18 protein-coding genes and 1 riboswitch are annotated in these 20,859 nt (G+C 54.9%); of the genes, 7 read left to right on the forward strand and 11 right to left on the reverse strand.

Annotated elements, in window-relative coordinates; genetic code table 11:
• Positions 1-2: 2 nt before the first annotated feature.
• The gene (gene cls, locus CQ018_RS03625; RefSeq protein ID WP_105548562.1) at positions 3-1,493 is read right to left on the reverse strand and encodes a cardiolipin synthase; all 1,491 of its coding nucleotides are present in this window, start codon (positions 1,491-1,493) and stop codon (positions 3-5) included.
• 132 nt (positions 1,494-1,625) lie between these two features.
• Here cls and CQ018_RS03630 point away from each other — a divergent pair, with 132 nt between their 5' ends.
• Together CQ018_RS03630 and CQ018_RS03635 are read left to right on the forward strand one after the other, a co-directional pair.
• On the forward strand, positions 1,626-2,501 hold the full coding sequence (locus tag CQ018_RS03630) for an aminodeoxychorismate lyase (protein ID WP_105548563.1): 876 nt from the start codon (positions 1,626-1,628) through the stop codon (positions 2,499-2,501).
• A 9-nt stretch (positions 2,502-2,510) separates the two neighbouring features.
• Complete coding sequence (locus tag CQ018_RS03635; protein ID WP_105548564.1) at positions 2,511-3,002, forward strand: NUDIX domain-containing protein; 492 nt, start codon at positions 2,511-2,513, stop codon at positions 3,000-3,002.
• Between the two features lie 99 nt (positions 3,003-3,101).
• On the opposite strand, the gene CQ018_RS03640 is transcribed toward CQ018_RS03635, so the two are convergent.
• Together CQ018_RS03640 and CQ018_RS03645 are read right to left on the reverse strand one after the other, a co-directional pair.
• Positions 3,102-5,465 carry an ATP-binding cassette domain-containing protein gene (locus CQ018_RS03640; protein WP_374954176.1) on the reverse strand — a complete coding sequence of 788 codons (2,364 nt, stop codon included), beginning with the start codon at positions 5,463-5,465 and terminating at the stop codon, positions 3,102-3,104.
• Positions 5,466-5,484: 19 nt separating this feature from the next.
• A complete protein-coding gene (locus CQ018_RS03645; RefSeq protein WP_105548566.1) occupies positions 5,485-6,117 on the reverse strand; it encodes an ECF transporter S component in 633 nt (210 codons plus the stop codon).
• A gap of 52 nt (positions 6,118-6,169) precedes the next feature.
• Positions 6,170-6,291: riboswitch (TPP riboswitch) on the reverse strand.
• 76 nt (positions 6,292-6,367) lie between these two features.
• Here CQ018_RS03645 and CQ018_RS03650 point away from each other — a divergent pair.
• Positions 6,368-6,628, forward strand: coding sequence for a DUF4235 domain-containing protein (locus CQ018_RS03650; RefSeq protein ID WP_105548567.1), 261 nt, complete (start codon positions 6,368-6,370; stop codon positions 6,626-6,628).
• A gap of 135 nt (positions 6,629-6,763) precedes the next feature.
• Here the strand turns inward: CQ018_RS03650 and mnhG are convergent, their stop codons facing one another.
• Genes mnhG through CQ018_RS03680 form a run of 6 tightly spaced genes read right to left on the reverse strand, consistent with a single transcriptional unit; the run spans position 6,764 to position 13,130 of the window.
• Complete coding sequence (gene mnhG, locus CQ018_RS03655; protein ID WP_105548568.1) at positions 6,764-7,171, reverse strand: monovalent cation/H(+) antiporter subunit G; 408 nt, start codon at positions 7,169-7,171, stop codon at positions 6,764-6,766.
• Positions 7,171-7,434, reverse strand: a complete 264-nt coding sequence (locus CQ018_RS03660) for a monovalent cation/H+ antiporter complex subunit F (RefSeq protein ID WP_105548569.1) — start codon at positions 7,432-7,434, stop codon at positions 7,171-7,173. The genes mnhG and CQ018_RS03660 overlap by 1 nt, the downstream gene beginning before the upstream one ends.
• Positions 7,431-8,060, reverse strand: a complete 630-nt coding sequence (locus CQ018_RS03665) for a Na+/H+ antiporter subunit E (RefSeq protein WP_105548570.1) — start codon at positions 8,058-8,060, stop codon at positions 7,431-7,433. The genes CQ018_RS03660 and CQ018_RS03665 overlap by 4 nt, the downstream gene beginning before the upstream one ends.
• Positions 8,057-9,685: a Na+/H+ antiporter subunit D gene (locus tag CQ018_RS03670; protein ID WP_105548571.1), complete on the reverse strand. Its 1,629-nt coding sequence runs from the start codon at positions 9,683-9,685 to the stop codon at positions 8,057-8,059. The genes CQ018_RS03665 and CQ018_RS03670 overlap by 4 nt, the downstream gene beginning before the upstream one ends.
• Positions 9,682-10,146, reverse strand: coding sequence for a Na(+)/H(+) antiporter subunit C (locus CQ018_RS03675; RefSeq protein ID WP_105548572.1), 465 nt, complete (start codon positions 10,144-10,146; stop codon positions 9,682-9,684). The genes CQ018_RS03670 and CQ018_RS03675 overlap by 4 nt, the downstream gene beginning before the upstream one ends.
• Positions 10,143-13,130, reverse strand: coding sequence for a Na+/H+ antiporter subunit A (locus CQ018_RS03680; RefSeq protein WP_105548707.1), 2,988 nt, complete (start codon positions 13,128-13,130; stop codon positions 10,143-10,145). Before CQ018_RS03680 ends, CQ018_RS03675 begins: the two co-directional genes overlap by 4 nt.
• 245 nt (positions 13,131-13,375) lie before the next feature.
• Between CQ018_RS03680 and CQ018_RS03685 the strand changes: the two genes are divergently transcribed.
• Both CQ018_RS03685 and CQ018_RS03690 read left to right on the forward strand, forming a co-directional pair.
• Positions 13,376-14,713 carry an MFS transporter gene (locus CQ018_RS03685; protein WP_105548708.1) on the forward strand — a complete coding sequence of 446 codons (1,338 nt, stop codon included), beginning with the start codon at positions 13,376-13,378 and terminating at the stop codon, positions 14,711-14,713.
• Between the two features lie 78 nt (positions 14,714-14,791).
• Complete coding sequence (locus tag CQ018_RS03690; RefSeq protein WP_105548709.1) at positions 14,792-15,823, forward strand: malate dehydrogenase; 1,032 nt, start codon at positions 14,792-14,794, stop codon at positions 15,821-15,823.
• Positions 15,824-15,918: 95 nt separating this feature from the next.
• Here CQ018_RS03690 and dcd read toward each other — a convergent pair whose 3' ends face one another.
• Positions 15,919-16,500, reverse strand: a complete 582-nt coding sequence (gene dcd / locus CQ018_RS03695) for a dCTP deaminase (protein WP_105548710.1) — start codon at positions 16,498-16,500, stop codon at positions 15,919-15,921.
• Between the two features lie 182 nt (positions 16,501-16,682).
• On the opposite strand from dcd, the gene CQ018_RS03700 reads away from it, so the two are divergent.
• Positions 16,683-17,516 carry a D-alanyl-D-alanine carboxypeptidase family protein gene (locus tag CQ018_RS03700; protein WP_105548573.1) on the forward strand — a complete coding sequence of 278 codons (834 nt, stop codon included), beginning with the start codon at positions 16,683-16,685 and terminating at the stop codon, positions 17,514-17,516.
• Between the two features lie 150 nt (positions 17,517-17,666).
• Positions 17,667-18,941, forward strand: coding sequence for an Nramp family divalent metal transporter (locus tag CQ018_RS03705; RefSeq protein ID WP_105548574.1), 1,275 nt, complete (start codon positions 17,667-17,669; stop codon positions 18,939-18,941).
• Positions 18,942-19,073: 132 nt separating this feature from the next.
• Here CQ018_RS03705 and CQ018_RS03710 read toward each other — a convergent pair whose 3' ends face one another.
• Positions 19,074-20,780, reverse strand: coding sequence for a fumarate hydratase (locus CQ018_RS03710; RefSeq protein WP_105548575.1), 1,707 nt, complete (start codon positions 20,778-20,780; stop codon positions 19,074-19,076).
• Between the last annotated feature and the right edge of the window lie 79 nt (positions 20,781-20,859).

The following is a 20,859-nucleotide window of genomic DNA, read 5'->3' on the forward strand; positions in this document are numbered from 1 at the left end:
GTCTATTGCAGTGTTGCGGAGAGCCGTGCAGCGTTATCGATCCAACGGCTCAAGGGCTTGCGTTTATCCCACTCGGTGAGCGTGAGTTCCTTGGAGACAGCCCGGTATCCGTCGTGAACTTTTCCAAGCTCATTGACTATGTCCGAGCCCAAGAACATCATGGTGATTTCAAGATTTAGCGAAAAAGAGCGCATATCCATATTTGAGGATCCCATGACCGCTACCTCATCATCAACGGTGAAGCATTTTGAATGCAGCACCATGGGTGCCGGGTACTGGTAGATTCTTACCCCTGATTTCAGTAGCACCTCATAGTAGGAGCGTTGTGCGTGGTGCACCAGCGGTTGGTCTCCTTTTTCGCAGACGAATAATTCAACTTCTACCCCGCGTTGGGCAGCAGTGGTGATGGCATAGAGCAGCGAATCGTCTGGAACAAAGTAGGGGCTGGTGATTGAAAGCCGTTCGGTTGCCGAATAGATCAGGGTGTTGAACAGCCGCAGATTATTTTCTGCCTCAAAGCCCGGTCCACTGGGAACCAGCTGTCCAATGTCTTCGCCGGCGTTGGGCGTCTGGCTCATGGCAAGTTCCACCTCGGCCAAATCGTGGAGCAGGTCTTCATCGCTTTCTTGGGACCAATCTGTGGCAAAGACAACGTCAAGGCTTGTGACCAAGGGGCCACGGACCTTAATCATCAGTTCAACCCATTGCCTTCCGATCTTGTGCGCCGAGGCCCTTTTATAACCGGGTTCAATCATGTTCTGGCTTCCGGTGAACGCGACCTGCCCATCGATCACCAAGATTTTTCGATGGTTGCGTAGATCTGGGCGGCGCCATTGACGCCTAAAGGGAGCCACCGGGAGCATGGGACGCCAGTGGATCCCGGCATCGGTGAGCCTGCGGGTCAGTTGGAAATATCCCTTGACGCGCATGCTCCCCAAATGATCGAAGAGTACCCTGACCTTGACGCCGCGGGCCACGGCACGTTCTAGGGCCTCCATGATGGGACTTACATAGAGTGGGTCATCACCCATGATGTAAAACTGCATGTGAATATAACGTTGCGCACGATCAATTTCTAGGCGCATCTGATCAAAGGATTCGGCGTACCCGGTAATGAATTCAACGGCGTTGCCTTCTTGCAGCGGCAAGGCTCCAAGTGACTTATTCAGCGCTACTGCCGAGAGCACCCATTCTGGGGCATCGGGAACCACATCATCACCCACTAGATGTTGGGTTGCCTCAAGGATTGAATCGTTGACACGTTTTTGGCGTTCGGTACGCCGCCTGGAAAGTTTGATATTCGCAAAAAGCCAATACAAGATCAGGCCCACAAACGGGATGAAAAATATCGCCAAGAGCCAGGCCATGGCGGTTGTGGGTCTGCGGTTGCCCGGAACAATACCAATCATGGTGATGCGCACCATCACCTCGAGTGTTACCGCGACCGACCAGAGGACAGCACCAATGCTCAGGGCGCTGCCTGCGAACTCCATTACGTTCTCCTTGCCAAAGCGCGCTTTCACTTGAAGCTCAGCTTACCCGTAGGCCGGTTGTCAGCACCTTTATTGCTACATACTCGGTTCGCTTCACGGTGTCGGCTGGCAGCCACGGGTAATCTGGTATTTATGACTGCTCTTGTGTTCCTTGATTCCGAGTTTCCCGCCGGCCGAGTTGCCGATGCAACAATCCCACAGCTCTCGGTCTTGGACCAGGGAGTCACCCGTGGAGACGGTGTGTTTGAATCCGCTCTCTATACCGGATCGGTAGTCCGCAAGATCGATGCACACCTAGCCCGTTTGCGTGTCTCCGCGGCCACCTGTGATCTGGTGATCCCCGAGGAAGCTGTTTGGCGTGCGGCAATCAACACGGCTATTGAAGCCTTCGACGCGGTAATTCCCTGCGATGAGGCAGTAGTCAAACTGATTGCTACCCGTGGCAATGAGGGAAATAATTCTGGTACCTGCTGGGTCACCGTTTCTCAGGCCCCGGCGCTGGGACGGGCCCAGCGCGAAAGTGGCATCGATGTCATTTTGTTGGATCGTGGCTACGATTCGACGGTTGCCGAACGGTCTCCTTGGTTGCTCATGGGTGCCAAAACTCTTTCCTATGCGGTTAATATGGCTGCACTGCGTCATGCAAAGAAGAACGGTGCCGATGACGTCATCTTTATTTCCAGTGATGACATTGTCCTTGAGGGTCCCACCTCTACCGTATTGCTCGCGCACCGTGATGGTACAGCCAAGCGATTGATCACCCCCACCTTGGAAACCGGGATCCTTCCCGGCACCACTCAGGGTGCCATCTTTGAAGCTGCTCAGGCTGCGGGCTGGGAGTTAGGCTACGGCCCGCTGACCCCGGCGCACCTCATGGACGCCGAGGGCGTTTGGCTTGTCTCTAGTGTCAGACTACTGACCCCGGTGAACTCGATCGATCGGACCACCATCAATCGGGATGCACAGCTTCATGCCGAACTCACCGCAATGGTTAATGCGATTGGCTAGCGCCACCTCATGAGCTCACAAATCTCGGCGGCAGGAACCAACGCGAGGAGTTTCGCGGTGGTTCCTGCCGCCTATGTTCTTTTGCTGCACGAAGATCAAGTGCTTCTACAACTCCGACAGAACACCGGATTCATGGATGGGTATTGGGCTTGTGCGGCAGCAGGTCACGTTGAACCCGGAGAGTCAGTATTTGGTGCGGCAATACGCGAAGCCAGGGAAGAACTAGGCATCGGTATTGCTTTGGACGCGCTTATCCCGTTAACGACCTTGCACCGGAGCAACGGTGGGGATCGGCTCATCGATCAACGGGTCGATTTCTTCTTCACCTGTGCCAGGTGGACCGGCACCGCACACATCCAAGAACCCGAAAAGTGCGCGGATCTGCGCTGGTTTACCCTTGATGCGTTGCCTGATCTGGTCCCGGATCATGAACGACTAGTTCTTGAAGGATACCGAGATGGCAGGCTCGTTCCCATCGGTGCTTCTGGATTCACCGACTAAGGATTCATCGAACGGTGGGGCCCGAAACAATAGCAACCATGCCATTGTTTCGGGCCCCACCGTCATGATGAAATTCGCTAAATCAGGTACTCCAGAGGTCTAACCCCAGACAAGATTCCATGACCCGCTGAGCACCGAGGCGAGAATCGCCGCGGTGGCTAAACCCGCCCCAAATACCACGATCCAAAGATCTTTCCAGGTAAACACCGAATCACGGACCCACGTTCGTGACTCTGTACCAAAACCTTTGGCTTCCATAGTCACGGCTAAACGAGAGGCTCGCCGAATCGCCTGAACCAAGAGCCCAAAGACCTGACCCAAGTTAGCTTTGAGTCGTTGAATCACAGAACCACGACTACCCACTCCCCTAGCTCGGCGAGCCATCCCCAGGGTTGTCCATTCCTCAATCAAGAGTCCCAGTAACCGCATACCCGCCAGAGCACCAAGTACGAATCGATGTGGCAGCTTGGCTTTTTGGGCAAGGGCGTTGGCAAGATCGGTGGGATCCGTGGTGAAAAGCACCAGCACCGCAGGGATGGCTATGGCAAAGGCACGCATACCCGTAGCCGCTCCCGAGGCCGCGGAACCTTCCGTAATGGTAAATAGTCCAAGGTTCACTAAGACAGCACCCGAATCATTGCCTACCAGGGCAGTCCCCCACGCGGCAAAAAGTGCTGCAACGAGGAGTGGCCAGGCGCGAGAAAAGAACCGGCGCAATGACAATCCAGCCAAGGGAAGCAGTAAGAGTGTCACCACAACCACCAGAGAACTGCTGACCCAGTCCATGCTGGCAATCAAGGGAATCGTTGCAAGGCCCACCGCCACAAGTTTGGCTAGCGGGTTAGCCGTTCCGAGAAAACTTGTTCCACCACGTATATCGGCCTCTAGTAGGCCGCTCTTACCTTGCGTTTCTTTTGCGCCTCGAGGTGCGGGGCTAATGAAGAACTCGGCGGCACCCAGCGTCTGGGCAAAGGCCTGATCGTGTGTCACGGCGACCACTGCTGTACCTCGAGCCAATTCTTCACGTAAAAGCAACGCAAGTTCACGCCACGTATTAGCATCTTGGCCAAAGGTTGGTTCATCCAAAATGAGCACCGCCGGTGAGGAGGCAAGCACCGTTGCCACCGAAAGCCTACGCTTCTCTCCTCCCGAGAGGGTGAAGGGGTTGGCCTCGGCCAGGTGTTCAAGGCGTAATCTACGCAGCAGCTCATCTACACGTGCCTCGATTTCTTCGGGGCTAAACAGTGTTTCCTTGGTCCCGGGTTTCACGGCAAGCCGTGGGCCAAAGGCAAGTTCTTCACGCACCGAAGCAGTTACAAATTGGTGTTCGGGTTCTTGGAATACCGATCCGATCCTGCCCACCAATTCGGTGGCACGCCAATCGTAGGGTCGGGCCTCACTGGCACCGGTACCTAATTTTTCTGTGGCCGCAATGCTTCCTGAGGCCTGCGGTAGTAGACCACCTAAGGTCAGCGCAAAAGTGGATTTCCCGGCACCATTGGCTCCCCGGATGCACCATGCACTGCCGGAAACGAGTTCAAGATTCATGTCCTGAGCTGCCACGCTGGAGCCCTTGTTGCGACTCACCGAGACCTCGATTGCTTGCATCAAGGTCTCCTTGGCATGCGAATCAAGCGGTGGAAGTGGTTCTAGTTGCGGTACATACCCGGGCACCCATACCCCGGCCTCGATGAGCTGCTCACGCACTGATCCCGGGGCAAATAGCTGTTGCGGAGTGCCATCATGAATAATTCCGCCGCCGGGTTCTAGCACAAGTACGCGGTCCATATATGGTGCCCAAGCATCCAACCTGTGTTCAACGATCAACAGCGTTGCACCCGTTGCTTCAACAGCAGCAATCACCGCATCACGAACCTCCAGCACGCCTTCCGGGTCGAGGTTGGCGGTAGGCTCATCAAGAAGGACGAGTCCCGGGCCCATCGCAAGAATCCCGGCTAAGGCCAAGCGCTGCTTTTGGCCTCCGGAGAGGGCACTTGTTGGATGATCCAGATCAAGTTTTAGACCCACGGCATCAAGCGCCATAAGGACACGTCGTTGAATCTCTGACGCGGGAACTGCAAGGTTTTCGGCACCAAAGGCAACATCATCACCCACGCGGGCCTGAACCACTTGGGTTTCTGGGTCTTGTTGCATCAGTCCCACCAGTCCCCGGCCCTGTGCTGGACTCTTCCCATCAATAAGCAACTCACCCGTGGAGAATGCGTCATCATCCTCGTGCAGCACCCCGGCCAGTGCATAGAGCAGCGTTGATTTTCCGGCACCCGAGGCACCTGCAAGCAGGACACGTTGCCCCGCGGGGATCTGCAGATTCAGTCCGGCAAGTGCCGCGGTAGTGCGATCGGCATGCCGCCATCCCCAGTTGGTGGCGCTAATAGCAATCGCATGGCCTACCGCGCTCGATTGCTGATCGATTGATGAACTAAGCATTGACGTAGGTTTCATTTATTTAGCTCGGTTCCCTTTACAGCAAAGATTCGGTTGCTGCCTTGCGGCTAGCCAGGGCCGCAAGTGCACCGGTCTTGGCCAATGCCCGGGTAGCAAAGAAGGAAAGTAAGCCGGCAATTACAATGCCCGAAACCGTCATGAAGCCAACGTAGGTCAGCTGCATGCTCATGGTGTATTCGGGGAACCAGCGGAAGATAAATGCGTCATTGATGCCGCCCAGCAGTCCGGTCAGTCCACCGGCAAGCAGGGCTACCGGCAGGTTCCAACGACGGTATCTAAACGCGGCAAAGACTGCCTCGGCACCCAGGCCTTGAATGATTCCCGAGGCAAAAACAGTGAGACCAAATTCCGAGCCCAGTAGGGAGCTGACGCTTGCAGCAACAAGTTCGCAGAAAAGTGCGGCACCTGGCTTGCGGATAATCAGCCCACCCAGAACTGCGGGGAAGAGCCACATGCCGGCAAGGAGTGCCGAAGATGGCGGAAAGGCGAGGAACAAGAAATCTAAGACGTGGTGAGTATTGTTCCAGGCCCAGAAGATGACACCGGATGACACGGCGATGACCGCGGCAATGACGATGTCGACAACACGCCAGCTGTTGTTTTTGGGTTTTGTAGCACTACCGCCGTGGGGCTGAGTGATGGTGTTCATGGTGTTGATCCTCCTTGGATACAAGGAGGGGAAGGGAAAACGCATGGTGCGCACCCCTGAGAACTCGACTTCCTTCGCCGGTACTAGCCGGGGCAGGTTCGAGGGTCTGCGGTCTTCCGCACTCTCAGCGCCGTTTGCGGTAATTCACCGCGCGGCGCTCCCCTGTCGTGATTTGTTTCAGTCCTGTCATGGTACATCACGCTATGCTTGGGTCTGTAACGTTGCCGCAAAACACCGAAAGTGAACCTCCATGAATAGCTTGATGAAACTACTCGGCCCGGCGATTACTATCGCCGCAGGATTTGTTGGTGGCAAGATCGTTGACAAGGTCTGGATTGGTTTCACCGGTAAGCAACCGCCCAAGCACGGAAACAAGGAAGCCCAAGCCGAGGCCACAATGCGCCAGGCCATTGGCTTTGCCGTCCTTTCGGCGGTGACAGCTGCGATCATTCAGGTGCTAACCGATCGTGGAGCTCAAAAGGCAATCACCAAGTTCGCCAAGAACTCCTAGCACACGCCCAATTTTATGGAGAAGGACCCGAAGCGACTTCGGGTCCTTCTCCATAAAACGTCATAATCTGAATTTCTAGCATCTATTGTCGCAGGCATTGAATTGTCCTTCGCGCTGCACAATCAACAACTTGTTTTAGTCGATGAAGTCCGCACGATTCGATTCGGTGTCTTCACCGTTTTCTTTGCGTTCGCGTGCCGCGGCTGCGGCAACAACAGTTGCCAGCTCATCGGTCAGCAGGGTCTCCCGCTTCAAGTGGCGGGTTCGATACCCGGCACGGCCCACCATATGAGCAGATACCGGTGCGGTAAGTAATTGAACAATCCATGCCAAGGCCAGCACCGGAACAATCACCCAGCTACGTAGTTCTAGGCCCAAGGCGGCGAGCAGCAAGAAGAGTCCTAGCACCTGAGGTTTAGTTGCCGCATGCATCCGCGAGAGTAGATCTGGAAAGCGGAGCATACCAATGCCCGCGGCCAGGGACATCAAACAGCCAAGGATCATAAAAATCGAGGCTATAACGTCAATAATGGTGTCCAACATTAGGCGTTCCTCCGGTCCGTGACGAACCGTGAGACGGTTACCGAACCAATGAACCCCACCAGGCAAGCAAGGACCACAAAGACCAAGTTATTTGTGTGTTTGTTGACGGTCATGTCAATGCATAACGCTGCCGAAACAATGAGTAAGAGGACATCGGTGGCAATCACACGTTCAAGAATCGAAGGTCCTTTAATCAGCCGGATGATTGTCAGGAACGCGGCAATTGAAAGTATCGTCCCGCAAATCCATAAGACTACACTCATGGTTTTCCTTCCTCGCTGATTTTTTTAGTCTTAGATTTTGTGTGTTTGGGTTCAGCGTTCAAGGCCTCAAGTTCTTCTTTGCTTCCCATCATGCGGATTAAGCGTGCTTCAATGTCCATGACGTCCTGGCGAGCCTGCTCGGCATCCTCTGGCGCATTGACGTTTAACACATGCAAATACAAAGTCGAGGAACGTCGGTCGACCTCCACAACGTAAGAGCCCGGCACCAGCGTCAGTACGTGACCTACACCGGTCATGATGAGATCGGATTCGGTACGCAAACACACCGCGATCACCGCACTCTTGGTTTTTGGGCCACGGAAGATTGCAAGGTACATGACCTCAAAACTTGCGAGTACAACATCCCAGAGGAAACGTCCCAGAAACGTCACTGCCCTAAAAATATTGAATCGGCCCGAGAGGATCACCGGCGGAAGCTGAAAAACGTTGACAACTATGAGCGAGAGAATCAGTCCAAAGACCAAGTTTCCCGGGCTAAAGTCCTGCCAGAGCGCGCCCCAGACAAGAACCATCCAGAGCAGCAACGGCAGTTCTTGGCGCAGCGTCGCGCGCTGACGTTGGCCACTCTCATTTTTAGCATCACTGAGTCGTTCTACCGGGCTCATCGTGCCTCCTGAGATGTTGATCCAAGCACTGCTTCAATATAGTTTCCGCTGTTAATGATTTCGGCCGCGGCTCGATCGCTGAATGCGAACAATGGTCCGGCAAAGATTGTCAGGGCAAGACCCACAGCAACCAATGCTGCGGTCATGGCTACCATGCCATTGGGTAGCAGTGCCGTGTTGCCGCGGTCGCTATAACGGCTTGCCGGTTCATCGGCAACGATGTCGTAGGTTGCGCCGCGGGCCGCTTCAACACCGACCAACAGCAATGGATCTGGATCCGTTGCGTCCTCTGCCCTGCGCCAAAATGCCCTATTCCAGACACGGGCGATGGCCAGCAAGGTCAGCAGCGAGGTGAGCAGCGATACCCCGATCAGGGTCCACGCCAACGGGCTGCCCAGCTCGGCACCGCCCTGTACCAGTCCCAGCTTTCCTAGGAAACCTGAGAACGGTGGGATACCGCCAAGGTTCATGCCCGGGATAAAGAAGAGCACCGCCAGGATCGGCGAAAGCCTTGCCAAGGAACCTAACCGATCAATATTTGAGGTTCCCGCACGGCGCTCAATGAGCCCGACCACCAGGAACAACGAGGTCTGCACAACAATGTGGTGTGCCACGTAGTAGATGGTTGCCGACATACCCAGCTGGCTACCCAGCGCAATACCAAAGATCAAGAAACCAATGTGGCTGGTCAGGGTGAAAGAAAGCATACGTTTAATGTCGGTCTGGGCAACTGCACCCAAGATTCCTACAAGCATGGTGAGCCCCGCGGCAACCATGAGCAGCGTTGAAAAATCCCCACCGGGGAACAGCAATGTTTCGGTACGAATGATTGCATACACGCCAACCTTGGTCAGCAACCCGGCAAACACGGCGGTGACCGGGGCCGGAGCCGTCGGATAGGAGTCCGGTAGCCAGAAGGACAGCGGGAAGACTGCCGCCTTAATACCGAAGGCCACCAGCAGCATCACGTGCAACACCATTTGTGTACCGGCAGAAATTTCTGGCAGTTTCACCGCCAGATCGGCCATGTTCACGGTTCCTGTTGCCGCGTAAATCATGGCAATGGCAATCAGGAACAGCACCGAGGATGCCACGGATACCACCACATAGGTGGTGCCCGCCTGGATTCGTTCGTTGGTGCCACCCAAAGTGAGCAACACGTAGGAGGCGGTCAACAGAATTTCAAAGCCGACATAAAGGTTGAAGAGGTCTCCGGCAAGGAATGCATTAGAGACTCCGGCAACCAGAATCAGATACGCGGGGTGGAAGACGGAAACCGGTCCGTCTTCATCCCCGTCCGCCATGCCTTGGCTTGTTGCATACAGCAGCACCGCAAGGGAAACCACGGATGAGACAACAAGCATGAATGCAGAGAAACCATCAACAACCATGGAAATGCCAAAGGGTGGCGCCCATCCGCCCAGGGTTATCGAGTAGGTGCCGCCATCCCAAACCGTTGCCAGCATCCAGATTTCAAGCAGCAGCGTGATGACCAAAAACCCGATGGTGACGAGGCGTTGGCTACGTTTGTGGCGACGCAAAATAAAGGCAAGTGCCGCGCCAAAGATGGGTAAAGCAACAGCAAGCGGCGCAAATGACACTGCGCTCAATGGTGCATCGATCATGCGCGTGCCTCCCCTGGGTTCTTAGTTGTTGCTTGAGTGTCCTCATCACCATCGAATTCGGAAGTGTCTTCCGGGATTGGTGAGTCTTCTTCAAAGTCGAACGGCGACTGCTGACCAACGCGCAAGTCCTCATCATCATCTTCAACGGTGTCGGCGCTGGAGAGCACCCACGAACGATAGATGATGCCAAGCATGAACGCAGTGACCGCGAAGGTAATAACAATCGCCGTCAGCGTGAGCGCTTGAGGTAGCGGGTCGGTGTAATCTCCGGGATCAATTCCCGGTTCGTAGATCGGTGCCTTTCCGCGCGCTCCGGCGGTTGAGAGCAGTAGGAGGTTCACTCCGTTACCCAGCAGCACAATGCCCAACAGGACCCGGGTCATGCTGCGTTCTAGCAACAGGTAGATTCCCACAGCGAAGAGCACGCCCATCACTATGAGCAGGGTGACATTTGTACTCATCGTCCTACTCCCGTATCGGCGCCTGAAACTGTGTCGTGAATATCTGTGGGACTCCGGCCCTCGGAACGGTCATCGATTTCCGAGCCGAGCGAGCGCAGCACGTCTATCACGAGGCCCACCACCACCATGTACACGCCAATATCAAAGATTGTTGAGGTGACAAACTTGTGGGTGCCAAACAATGGCAAGGTGAATTCGATGGCCGCCGAGGAGAACATTTGGAAACCAAAGATCAACGGTGCCACCGCGCTAAGCGAAGCCAGACCCAAGCCCAAGCCCATCATGGTGCCGGGGCTAATGGGTGTGGATTCGGCAAGTTCTACACGGCCTCCGGCAAGGTAACGCATGGTCAGCGCCAGCCCGGCAAGCAGACCACCGGCGAAACCACCGCCCGGGGTATTATGCCCGGTCAGTAGCACGTAAATGGAGGCCAAAAGGATGGTGTGGAAGAGCAACCGGGTGACAACCTCAAAGGTGATCGAGCGGCGTTCCGGTGCCAGTGTATGGCCGGCGACAAGCCAAGATTCACGCGAAGAGATTGCAAATTTCCGGGCAACTGCCAGCCCCGCACGGCTGCGGCCGTCGGTACCGATGGCTTCGGAGCCATGGTCAACGGAGCCTTCGGCGACATTTGATGCACGCTGCCTAAAGTCTCCACGTCCACGGACGAAGATCAGCGAGGCAACACCGGTGGCCGCTGCAGCAAGTACCGTAATTTCACCAAAGGTGTCCCAAGCACGCATATCAACGAGGGTGACGTTCACAATGTTCTTGCCCGCACCACCCGTGTAGGCAAGTTCTGGATAAGCAAGGGAGATTGGATCGGCTACCCGTGAAGCCATTGAAGTTGCAGCAATGTAAACCATTGAGGCACCAAAGCCAATGCCAATGAGGGCTCTGCCTAGCCGGTGACCGGTGGGGTTCTTGGCCCACAATTCAACAGGCAGGGCTCGTAGTGCCAACACGAAGGCGACCAGCACAATGGTTTCTACAAGCAGCTGGGTGACGGCAAGGTCCGGTGCGCCCTGAAGCGCAAAGATTGCTGCCATTCCATAGCCGGTCACCGACACCATGAGCACGGCAAGGAATCTTCGGTTTGCCTGCACCGCACCAATGGCACCAATGATGATGATGACACCAATCACTAATTGGGCGGGGGTATCAAAGGGAATAAAGTTTCCGGGTGTCGGGGTGCTGAACCAGAGCGAAACTCCCGAAGGAACCAGCAAGGCAACACTCAGGATCACGACAAGGTAGAAGGAAAGTGAACCACGCTGTGTGCGACCGGTAAGCCAAATAGACAGGTTATCCACGCCATTGACTATGTGTTTGTAATCCCGTTCTGCATCAAAGAGGGCAGGAAGCTTGCTTTGGAAAGCAAAAATCTTTTCTCTGGCAATAAAGAGCAAAGAACCGGCAATCATTGTCAGCACACTGAGTCCCAAGGCCGGGACCAAGCCGTGCCAGAGACCTAAGTGAATTGACTTTTCAACGGGTGGGAACAGCCCAATATAGGGAGAAATGATGTTTTCCAGTACCTGCGGAATCCACGCAAAAATAACTGTCGCGCCGGTAAGGACTACCAGCGGGGCCAAGAAAAGTGCTGGGACCTTGGGGAACGGGGTTGGGCTCATTCCTGGTTTGCTGGCAAAGCCTCCCCAGAGGAAGCGTGCAGCATAGGCGAAGGTCATGATGGCGCCAAGCACCACGGCAACCAGTAGGACATTGCCTAAGACTCCATGACCATGCGCGTATTCCAGCAGTGCCTCGTAGACCGATTCCTTGGCAACAAAACCAAGCATGGGTGGGACCCCGGCCATTGAAGCTGCGGCCAGCGCAGCAACGACGAACAAGACCGGGGAACTCTTATAGAGCCCGGAGAGCTGGTGTATGTCACGGGTTCCGGATTTGTGGTCAATGATGCCAACTACCAAGAACAGCGTTGCCTTGAAGAAGCCGTGCGCCAGCATCATGGCCATGCCGGCAAGTGCTGCGTTAGCGTTTCCGAGCCCCATGATCAGGATCAGGAAACCAAGTTGGGACACGGTCCCGTAGGCCAGCACCAGTTTGAGGTCGTGTTGTTTCAAGGCACGCCAGCCGCCGATGAGCAGCGTGGCAAGTCCCAGCACCAGCAGCATGGGTTCCCAGTAGGAGGTGGTGTTGAACCCTGGTGCGAAACGGGCTACTAGGTATACGCCCGCTTTGACCATGGCCGCCGCATGTAGATATGCAGATACCGGGGTGGGTGCTGCCATCGCGCCCGGGAGCCAGAAGTGGAATGGGACAAGCGCAGATTTGGAGACTGCACCAACCAAGACCAAAACAATTGCAACGTCAATGAACGTCCCGGTTGCCACGAGTTCCGGCGCCATGGCCAAGATCTCGGAGATCCTATAGGTTCCTGCGGCCTCACCCAGCATGACCAAACCAACGAGCATTGTCAGCCCACCAAAGGTGGTGACCATCAAGGCCGTCAGCGCCGAACGCCTAGCGCTCATGCGGGTTCTGTTGAATCCGATAAGCAGGTAGGAAAGGATCGTGGTAATTTCCCAGAAGATGAACAACATGATCATGTCGTCGGCGGTCACCAAACCAAACATGGCACCGGCGAAGGCAAGAAGTTGGGCACCGAAGGTACCGATGTGTGGGTCTTCGTTCTTGAAGTACCGCGCACAATAGAAGAGCACCAATGCGCCAACACCCAACACCAGAAGGCAAAGGATCGCAGCTAATGCGTCCATGCGGAAATCTAGGTGAATGTTCAGTGGACCAATCCACGAATGCGTGACCGAAGGCGGTGCATTCGGTTCACCGCTTGCAGCAGTTTGCTGTGCGGAGGTAAATGACTTGAAATTTACTAAAAGCCACACAAAGGCAGCGGCAGGAACAGCGGCCAACACATAGAAAGTTGAACGGCCAAGTTTCCGGAAAATCAGTGGGGCAATACCGGCCACGGCAAAGAGCGCGAACAGGACGAGGAGCAACACTTCTCCTGGGGTCAGCGCGGCCAGAAATCTGGCAACAAATGGTCAAGGTAAGAGTCCCAATCTTACCAGCCAGCACGGACTTTTCCGCGCAATTACGGACCGTAAATGGCTCTTTTCACCTGCGGGAATTCTCTGAAGCGCTCATACGTTAACGTACTTACAAATATTTGATTACGACACAAAAGCATCAATTTCTGCCTCAGGTTCACCTTGTGGGCCACCAATACGGCTACGATGCAGCCATGAGCGAGTTTCCAAGCAACGCGCAAGCACCCGCAAGCGGGCAGAAAGTCATCACTAAAACCATACTGGCATGGGCCTCGTGGGATTGGGGTTCTGCGGCAATCAATGCCGTGATGACAACCTTTGTTTTCACGGTGTATTTAACCAGTGATTTATTTGGGAATACCGATTCTAATTCGGTGGTTTTGGGTAATGCTTTGGCAATTGCAGGTTTGGCGATTGCGTTGCTCGCACCGGTGATGGGATTACGTTCGGATGCCGGGGGTCGGAGGAGATTCTGGCTTGGCGTCAATACTGTCATCGTGGCGGTGCTGACCGCAGCATGCTTCTTCGTTTTTCCCGAACCGCGATTCTTAATCTTTGGGGTCACGCTCATCGCTCTGGCTTCGATTTTCTCCGAGTTCGCCTCGGTGAACTACAACGCAATGCTTCCGCAAATCTCCACTCCTGCCACCGTGGGCAAGGTTTCTGGTTTCGGGTGGGGCATGGGCTATCTCGGCGGCATTGTTGCCTTGGCCATAGTCCTGTTCACACTTGTCACTCCCCTATTCCCTTGGGCTGGAGCCTCAGAAGAGAACGCCTTGAACCTGCGCCTGGTAGCGGTATTTTCTGCCGTGTGGTTCCTGGGCTTTGGTTTGCCGGTACTCTTTGCCGTTCCCGAAATTCCTGGTACCCCTGGGGGACCGCGTTTTACAATTCTGCAGTCTTATCAAGAACTATGGCGCAAGGTCGTAGCGATCGCGAGAACAGACCGGCACACCCTCTACTTCCTCCTTGCAAGTGCGGTGTTCCGTGACGGATTGGCAGCAGTGTTCACCTTCGGCGGGGTTATTGCCGCAGGTACCTTTGGCTTCCCGCTGACCAAGGTCATCATTTTCGCCATTGTTGGCAACGTTGTTGCAGCCATCGGAGCAATGATTGGCGGCTGGTTAGATGACAAGATTGGACCGAAAAACGTCATTAGTGGCTCACTGATTGGCCTCATTATTGCGGGAATGGGTGTTTTCTTCTCGCAGACAGGCACCGGATTCTGGGTCTTTGGCTTGTTGTTGTGCCTCTTCGTGGGACCCGCACAGTCTTCGAGCCGTGCATTTTTGGCAAGGTTGGCCCCGGCGGGAGAAGAAGGCGAACTCTTTGGTCTCTATGCAACCACCGGGCGTGCTGTCAGTTTCTTGGCCCCCACCCTATTCGCTGTTGCAATTGCTCTTGCGGCTCCGCACGTAGAACAGGCCCAACGCTACGGAATCCTAGGGATTATCGCGGTGCTCTTTGTTGGGTTCCTACTACTTTTGCCGGTCCGCGCACCGCGTTTACTGGGCCATACGTCCCAGAATTAGCCATCGTTTAGGGGGAACTACTCGACGTCTACCACCAAAGCAGTGACATCGATGGGTAGCTCATGGTTCGATGATTCCATGAGTCCTTCTTCCCCCGTTACTGTCACAGTCACCGGCGCAGGTGGCCAAATTGGTTATGCCCTTCTCTTCCGGATTGCCTCTGGAGCCATGCTGGGACCGGAAATACCTATACGTCTACAACTCCTTGAAATCCCTACCGGCCAAAAGGCAGCCGAGGGAACGGCTCTTGAACTCCAGGATTGCGCATTTCCAACCCTAGATTCAATAGCCGTCACCACCGATGCTGCCGCCGGCTTTAATGGAACCAACATTGCTTTACTAGTTGGTGCCCGACCACGCGGCCCAGGGATGGAGCGTGGTGATTTATTGCAAGCCAACGGTGCGATTTTTGGGCCGCAGGGTGCAGCTATCAACGATTATGCCGCCGATGACGTTAAAGTCTTGGTCGTTGGAAACCCCGCGAACACCAATGCATTGATCGCTTCGGCACATGCTCCGGATGTCCCTGCCTCACGGTTCACGGCAATGACAAGACTGGATCACAACCGAGCCCTTGCACAATTGGCGGCAACGCTCAACGTGCCGGTCTACTCAATTTCTAACGTGACTATCTGGGGAAACCATTCGGCCGCTCAAGTTCCAGATATTTCACATGGCTTACTACGTCAACCGGACGGCAACAAGATACCGCTGGTGCAGGCTCTTGCGCAGAAGCTTGGGGGTACGGCCTCCGTTGAACAGTGGCTCGAGGAAGTATTCATTCCACGAGTCGCCAAACGCGGCGCCGAGATTATCGAAGTTCGTGGATCATCCTCAGCCGCATCCGCCGCTGCGGCTGCGGTGGATCATATCCACGATTGGGTTGGGGGTACCGCAGATTCGTGGACCTCCGCCGCAATAGTTTCGGAGGGTTCCTATGACATTGACCCCGGATTGATTAGCTCATTCCCGGTACGCAGTACCGGGTCCGGGTGGCAGATTGAACAAGACCTCGAACTTTCCACCGGTGTGCGAGCACGGATTGATACTTCACTTCGGGAACTGCGTGAGGAAAGAGATTTGGTTCGCTCCTTGGGCTTGATCTCTTAGCGGCGCAAGCCGTTCCAAACACAAAAAATGATGGCATGGGAAACGATTTCGGTGCCCATGCCATCATTTTTGTGTGCGCATTGTGCGCTGGAGGTTTAGTTTTCCAGAGTTGACCTGTGGAAGTTCAAGTGGCTACGTGAGGCCGTGGGGCCACGCTGTCCCTGGTAACGGTTTCCATAGGCGCCGGAACCATAAGGGTGTTCAGCGGGGGAAGAAAGCTTGAAGAAACATAGCTGGCCAATTTTTGAACCTGGCCAGAGCTTGATTGGCAATGTTGCCATATTGGAAAGTTCAAGGGTCACGTGACCGGAGAATCCTGGATCGATAAACCCGGCAGTGGAGTGTGTCAGAAGGCCAAGGCGGCCTAGCGAGCTCTTGCCTTCGAGCCGCGCAGCAATATCGGTCGGAAGGGTCACCGTCTCATAGGTGGATCCGAGAACAAATTCGCCCGGGTGAAGGATGAAGGGTTCGTCGGGGTCGACTTCCACCAAACGAGTCAGTTCCGGTTGATCCTGGGATGGATCAATGTGGGCATACTTGTGGTTGTCGAAGAGTCGGAAGAACCTATCGAGCCGCACGTCCACACTTGCCGGCTGGATCATCTCCGGATCATAGGGGTCAAGCTTTATACGGTCAGCCGCGAGTTCGCGTCGAATATCACCATCAGAAATCAGCACATCTCCCAAAATATCCCATTTATGCTCACCGACCGGCATCCATTGCTAGGTTGTGCTGCAAATGACTTTTCCACACCACCGGATTTAGCTTCGTGTTTTTGACCCGGTTCTGCAGTTTTTCAAAGGTTCAACGGCTATCCTGAAAGTGATCTCTGATTTTATTTGGCACATGAAAGGTTAATGTGTTTTCGTTACGTCGCGGCCTTCCTGCCCTGCTTCTCGGTATGACCGTGTTGGTGAGTGCCCTTGGGGCCGCACCGGCACAGGCAGCCGTGCAGTTAGCCCCAGTGGTTTCAAGCGATAAGAAAACAAAACCTCCAACCACCGATGAACTCACCAAGGATCCGGCATCGTTGCTGGTATTGGTCAGCAGAACCAATCCGCTCAAACCAGAGAACTACCTTCCCAAGGATTTACGTACGGTTGCAGGCTCGGGTGACCAGCTGCGCAATGGAGCAGCAACTGCCTTGGAAGATTTGCTCAAGGCTGGCCGCAAAGATGGTCATTCGCTCACTATGCTGAGTGCCTATCGTTCCTTTGAGCGTCAAAAATCCTTATTCAACCAATACAAGGCTCGCTACGGCCTGGATTATGCGACGCGCATTTCGGCCCCGGCAGGAACCAGTGAACACCAGCTTGGTTTATCCGCTGACCTAGGGCTAGCCAATAGCTCATGCGATCTTAAGGCTTGCTTTGGCGAAACAGCTGGCGGTAAGTGGCTGGCCGAAAATGCGCAGCGTTTCGGTTTTATTATTCGCTATCCCGCGGATGGGGAAAAGACCACCGGCTACAAGTACGAGCCTTGGCACCTTCGCTATATTGGCGTTGAACACGCGCAAGCGATGAAGAGTTCTCAGGCTAAGACCTTCGAGGATTATCATGCGGCGTTGGTCAAGGCATCAAAAATCAAGCCGTTGACCGAAGCCCAAATCAAGGAACAGCGGGAATCGCTCATGGTGCTTCGCTTCTTGCCTCCCTACCGCGACTGGTCTGTCGGCTACGATTTCGCACGGTAATTTTTAGTATTCCGATAATTTGCAGCTCTTCTTAAATGTCTGGTGCCTCCTGAGGTACCGGGCATTTCTGGTCTTCACTGGTGCGTCGTACGAGGAATTATCCCACGCAAAACTGTTTTAGGCACGCCTAAAATAAGCTACGATTTAGACATGCCTAAAAATATTCTCGGCGCCGATGTTGCCGCCGACACCGCGCGGGGATCCACTTCCCTACCCCCGACCAAAAGACTCCTCTGGCTTCTCGGCCCAGCTCTCGTAGCCGGCGTTGCCTATCTTGACCCAGGCAATGTTGCGGCAAATATGAGCGCAGGCGCCCAATACGGTTACTTACTTGTCTGGGTGGTCATTAGCGGAAATATCATGGCCTGGCTGGTCCAATATCTTTCGGCAAAACTCGGTGTCGTCACCGGAAAATCACTTCCCGAGGCACTCCGAGATCGCTTCGGAACCAAAGCTGGTCGTATCGCTTACTGGTTACAAGCCGAAGCCGTTGCCATGGCAACCGATATTGCAGAAGTCATTGGTGGGGCAGTTGCCCTCTACCTACTCTTTGATTTGCCACTGCTACTAGGGGGAATCATTACCGGGGTAATTTCCATGGGATTGCTCCTGATTCAATCACGCAAGGGCCCCTGGGTCTTTGAACGCATAGTCATCTCCCTATTGCTCGTGATAGCCGTGGGCTTCTGCGCCGGAGTCATCATTGCCCCGCCGGAAGCCGCACACGTACTCGGTGGTATGGTTCCACGCTTCGCCGATTCAAACTCGGTGCTACTTGCCGCATCGATCCTTGGTGCAACCGTCATGCCACACGCAATCTATGCCCACTCATCATTGGCTCGCGACAGGTTCGGCTCCACTCCCAAGGCTCACAGCATTCCCCGATTGCTCAAGGCAACCCGCTGGGATGTCTCGGTGGCCATGGTGATCGCCGGATCGGTGAACGTGGCAATGCTTTTGTTAGCAGCGGTAAACCTTGCAGGAGTTGAAGGTACCGGCTCTCTTGAGGGTGCCCATGCGGCAATCAACCATGCTTTGGGCCCGGTCATTGCAACATTATTCGCCGTTGGATTGCTGGCTTCCGGTCTGGCCTCCACTGCGGTCGGTGCCTATGCCGGGGCCGAGATCATGGATGGATTATTACACCGTCGAATTTCAATCCTCGTCCGCAGACTTATTACCCTCACCCCAGCCCTGATCATTCTTGCCGCCGGCATCGATCCAACATTCGCCCTGATCGTCTCTCAGGTGGCTTTGTCCTTTGGCATTCCTTTTGCGCTGATTCCTCTGGTGAATCTCACGGCCCGGCGCAGCGTCATGGGAGCGCACGCTAACAAGTGGTTTACTACTGCCGCGGGCGCGCTGGTTTCGTTGGCACTGATTTCATTGAACGTGCTGCTCATTGTCTTGACGATCCAGGGCTAAGGTGTAGGACGCTGCAGCGTACACCGTGAGAATATTCTTGGACATGCGAAAGGTGCCGGTTCACCAAGTGAACCGGCACCTTTCGCAATTTTATGAATTTAGCTTTGACCCACAAGGCGGATCAAGGCATCCTTACTTGGTGCGGATCGGAATACCGGTAAAGGTAGGCTTCGAGGTTTCGGCAAAGAAGTCATTACCCTTGTCATCAACGACGATGAATGCTGGGAAGTCCTCAACCTCAATCTTCCAGATTGCTTCCATGCCAAGCTCCTCGTATTCAAGGACCTCAACCTTCTTGATGCAATCAAGGGCCAAACGAGCAGCGGGGCCACCAATGGAACCCAAGTAGAAGCCGCCATGCTCGTTACAAGCATCCGTCACTGCCTTGGAACGGTTACCCTTGGCCAACATCACCATCGAGCCACCCGCCGCCTGGAACTGATCCACATACGAGTCCATACGTCCGGCGGTAGTTGGGCCGAAGGAACCCGAGGCCATACCCTCTGGGGTCTTGGCAGGACCTGCATAGTAGACCGGGTGATCCTTGAGGTACTGCGGCATTTCTTCCCCCGCATCAAGGATTTCCTTGATCTTGGAGTGAGCAATATCGCGAGCTACCACCAGCGGACCGGTCAGTGACAAACGCGTCTTGACCGGGTGCTTGGTCAATTCGGCAAGGATCTGATCCATTGGCTTGTTCAGATCGATCTTTACCACCGAGGACCCACCGGTACCGGTAACCCCGTCGGTCTCATCGTCGTGTGCGGTGATGGCCGGGTGCTCTTCATCTGGCATGAAGCGGGCTGGATCGGTTTCCAGCTGCTCCACGAACACGCCTTCCGGGGTGATCTTGGCAAGCATCTGACGGTCGGCCGAGCAAGAAACTGCTATTGCCACCGGCAATGAGGCGCCGTGGCGCGGCAAACGCACGATGCGCACGTCGTGGCAGAAGTACTTTCCGCCGAACTGGGCCCCAATACCGAAGTTACGGGTCAGCTCCAGGACCTTTTCTTCAAGATCGGTATCGCGGAAACCGCGTCCGGTCATAGCCCCGGTAGTTGGCAGATTATCCAGGTACTTGGCGCTACCGTATTTGGCGGTCTTCAGCGCAAATTCTGCACTGGTCCCACCAATGACGATGGAGAGGTGGTACGGCGGGCAGGCAGCGGTGCCCAATTCGCGCAGCTTCTCATCGAGGAACTTCAACATTGAGTTCTCGTTGAGGATTGCCTTGGTCTCCTGGTAGAGGAACGACTTGTTGGCCGATCCACCGCCCTTGGCCATGAAAAGGAACTTGTACTGGTTTTCGTTCCCCGGGGTGGTGTCCGCGTACAACTCGATCTGCGCTGGCAGGTTGTTTCCCGTGGATTTTTCTTCCCAGGTGGTCAACGGAGCCAGCTGCGAGTAACGCAGGTTCAACGTGGTGTAGGCGTCATAGATGCCCTTGGAAAGGTCCTTTTCATCGGGACCCTGGGTGAGAACCTGTTGGCCGCGCTTACCCATAACAATTGCCGTACCGGTGTCCTGGCACATGGGCAGGATGCCACCGGCCGCAATGTTTGCGTTCTTCAAAAGATCTAGTGCCACAAACTTATCGTTGGGGCTGGCTTCCTCATCATCGAGGATATTGCGTAGCTGCTGCAGGTGAGCGGGACGCAGGTAGTGAGAGATATCGTGCAACGCGGTGGTTGCCAATAATTCAAGTGCCTCGGGGTCAACCTCAAGGTACGTTCGGCCGCCCGGTCCCTCGATGGTGCGGACACCCTCGGTGGAAATCTGGCGGTAAGTGGTCTCGTCCGCCCCAATGGGCAGCAGGTCTTCGTACTGGAATTCGGGCATGAGGCTTCCTCGCAAAAGATTCAAAACGTATCTACCTAGTTTAGTCCGCTTCCACGGTCAACCGGACATCGGGTTGCGC

Origin of the sequence: Arthrobacter sp. MYb227 (assembly GCF_002975435.1) — a bacterium.
GTDB lineage: Bacteria > Actinomycetota > Actinomycetes > Actinomycetales > Micrococcaceae > Paeniglutamicibacter.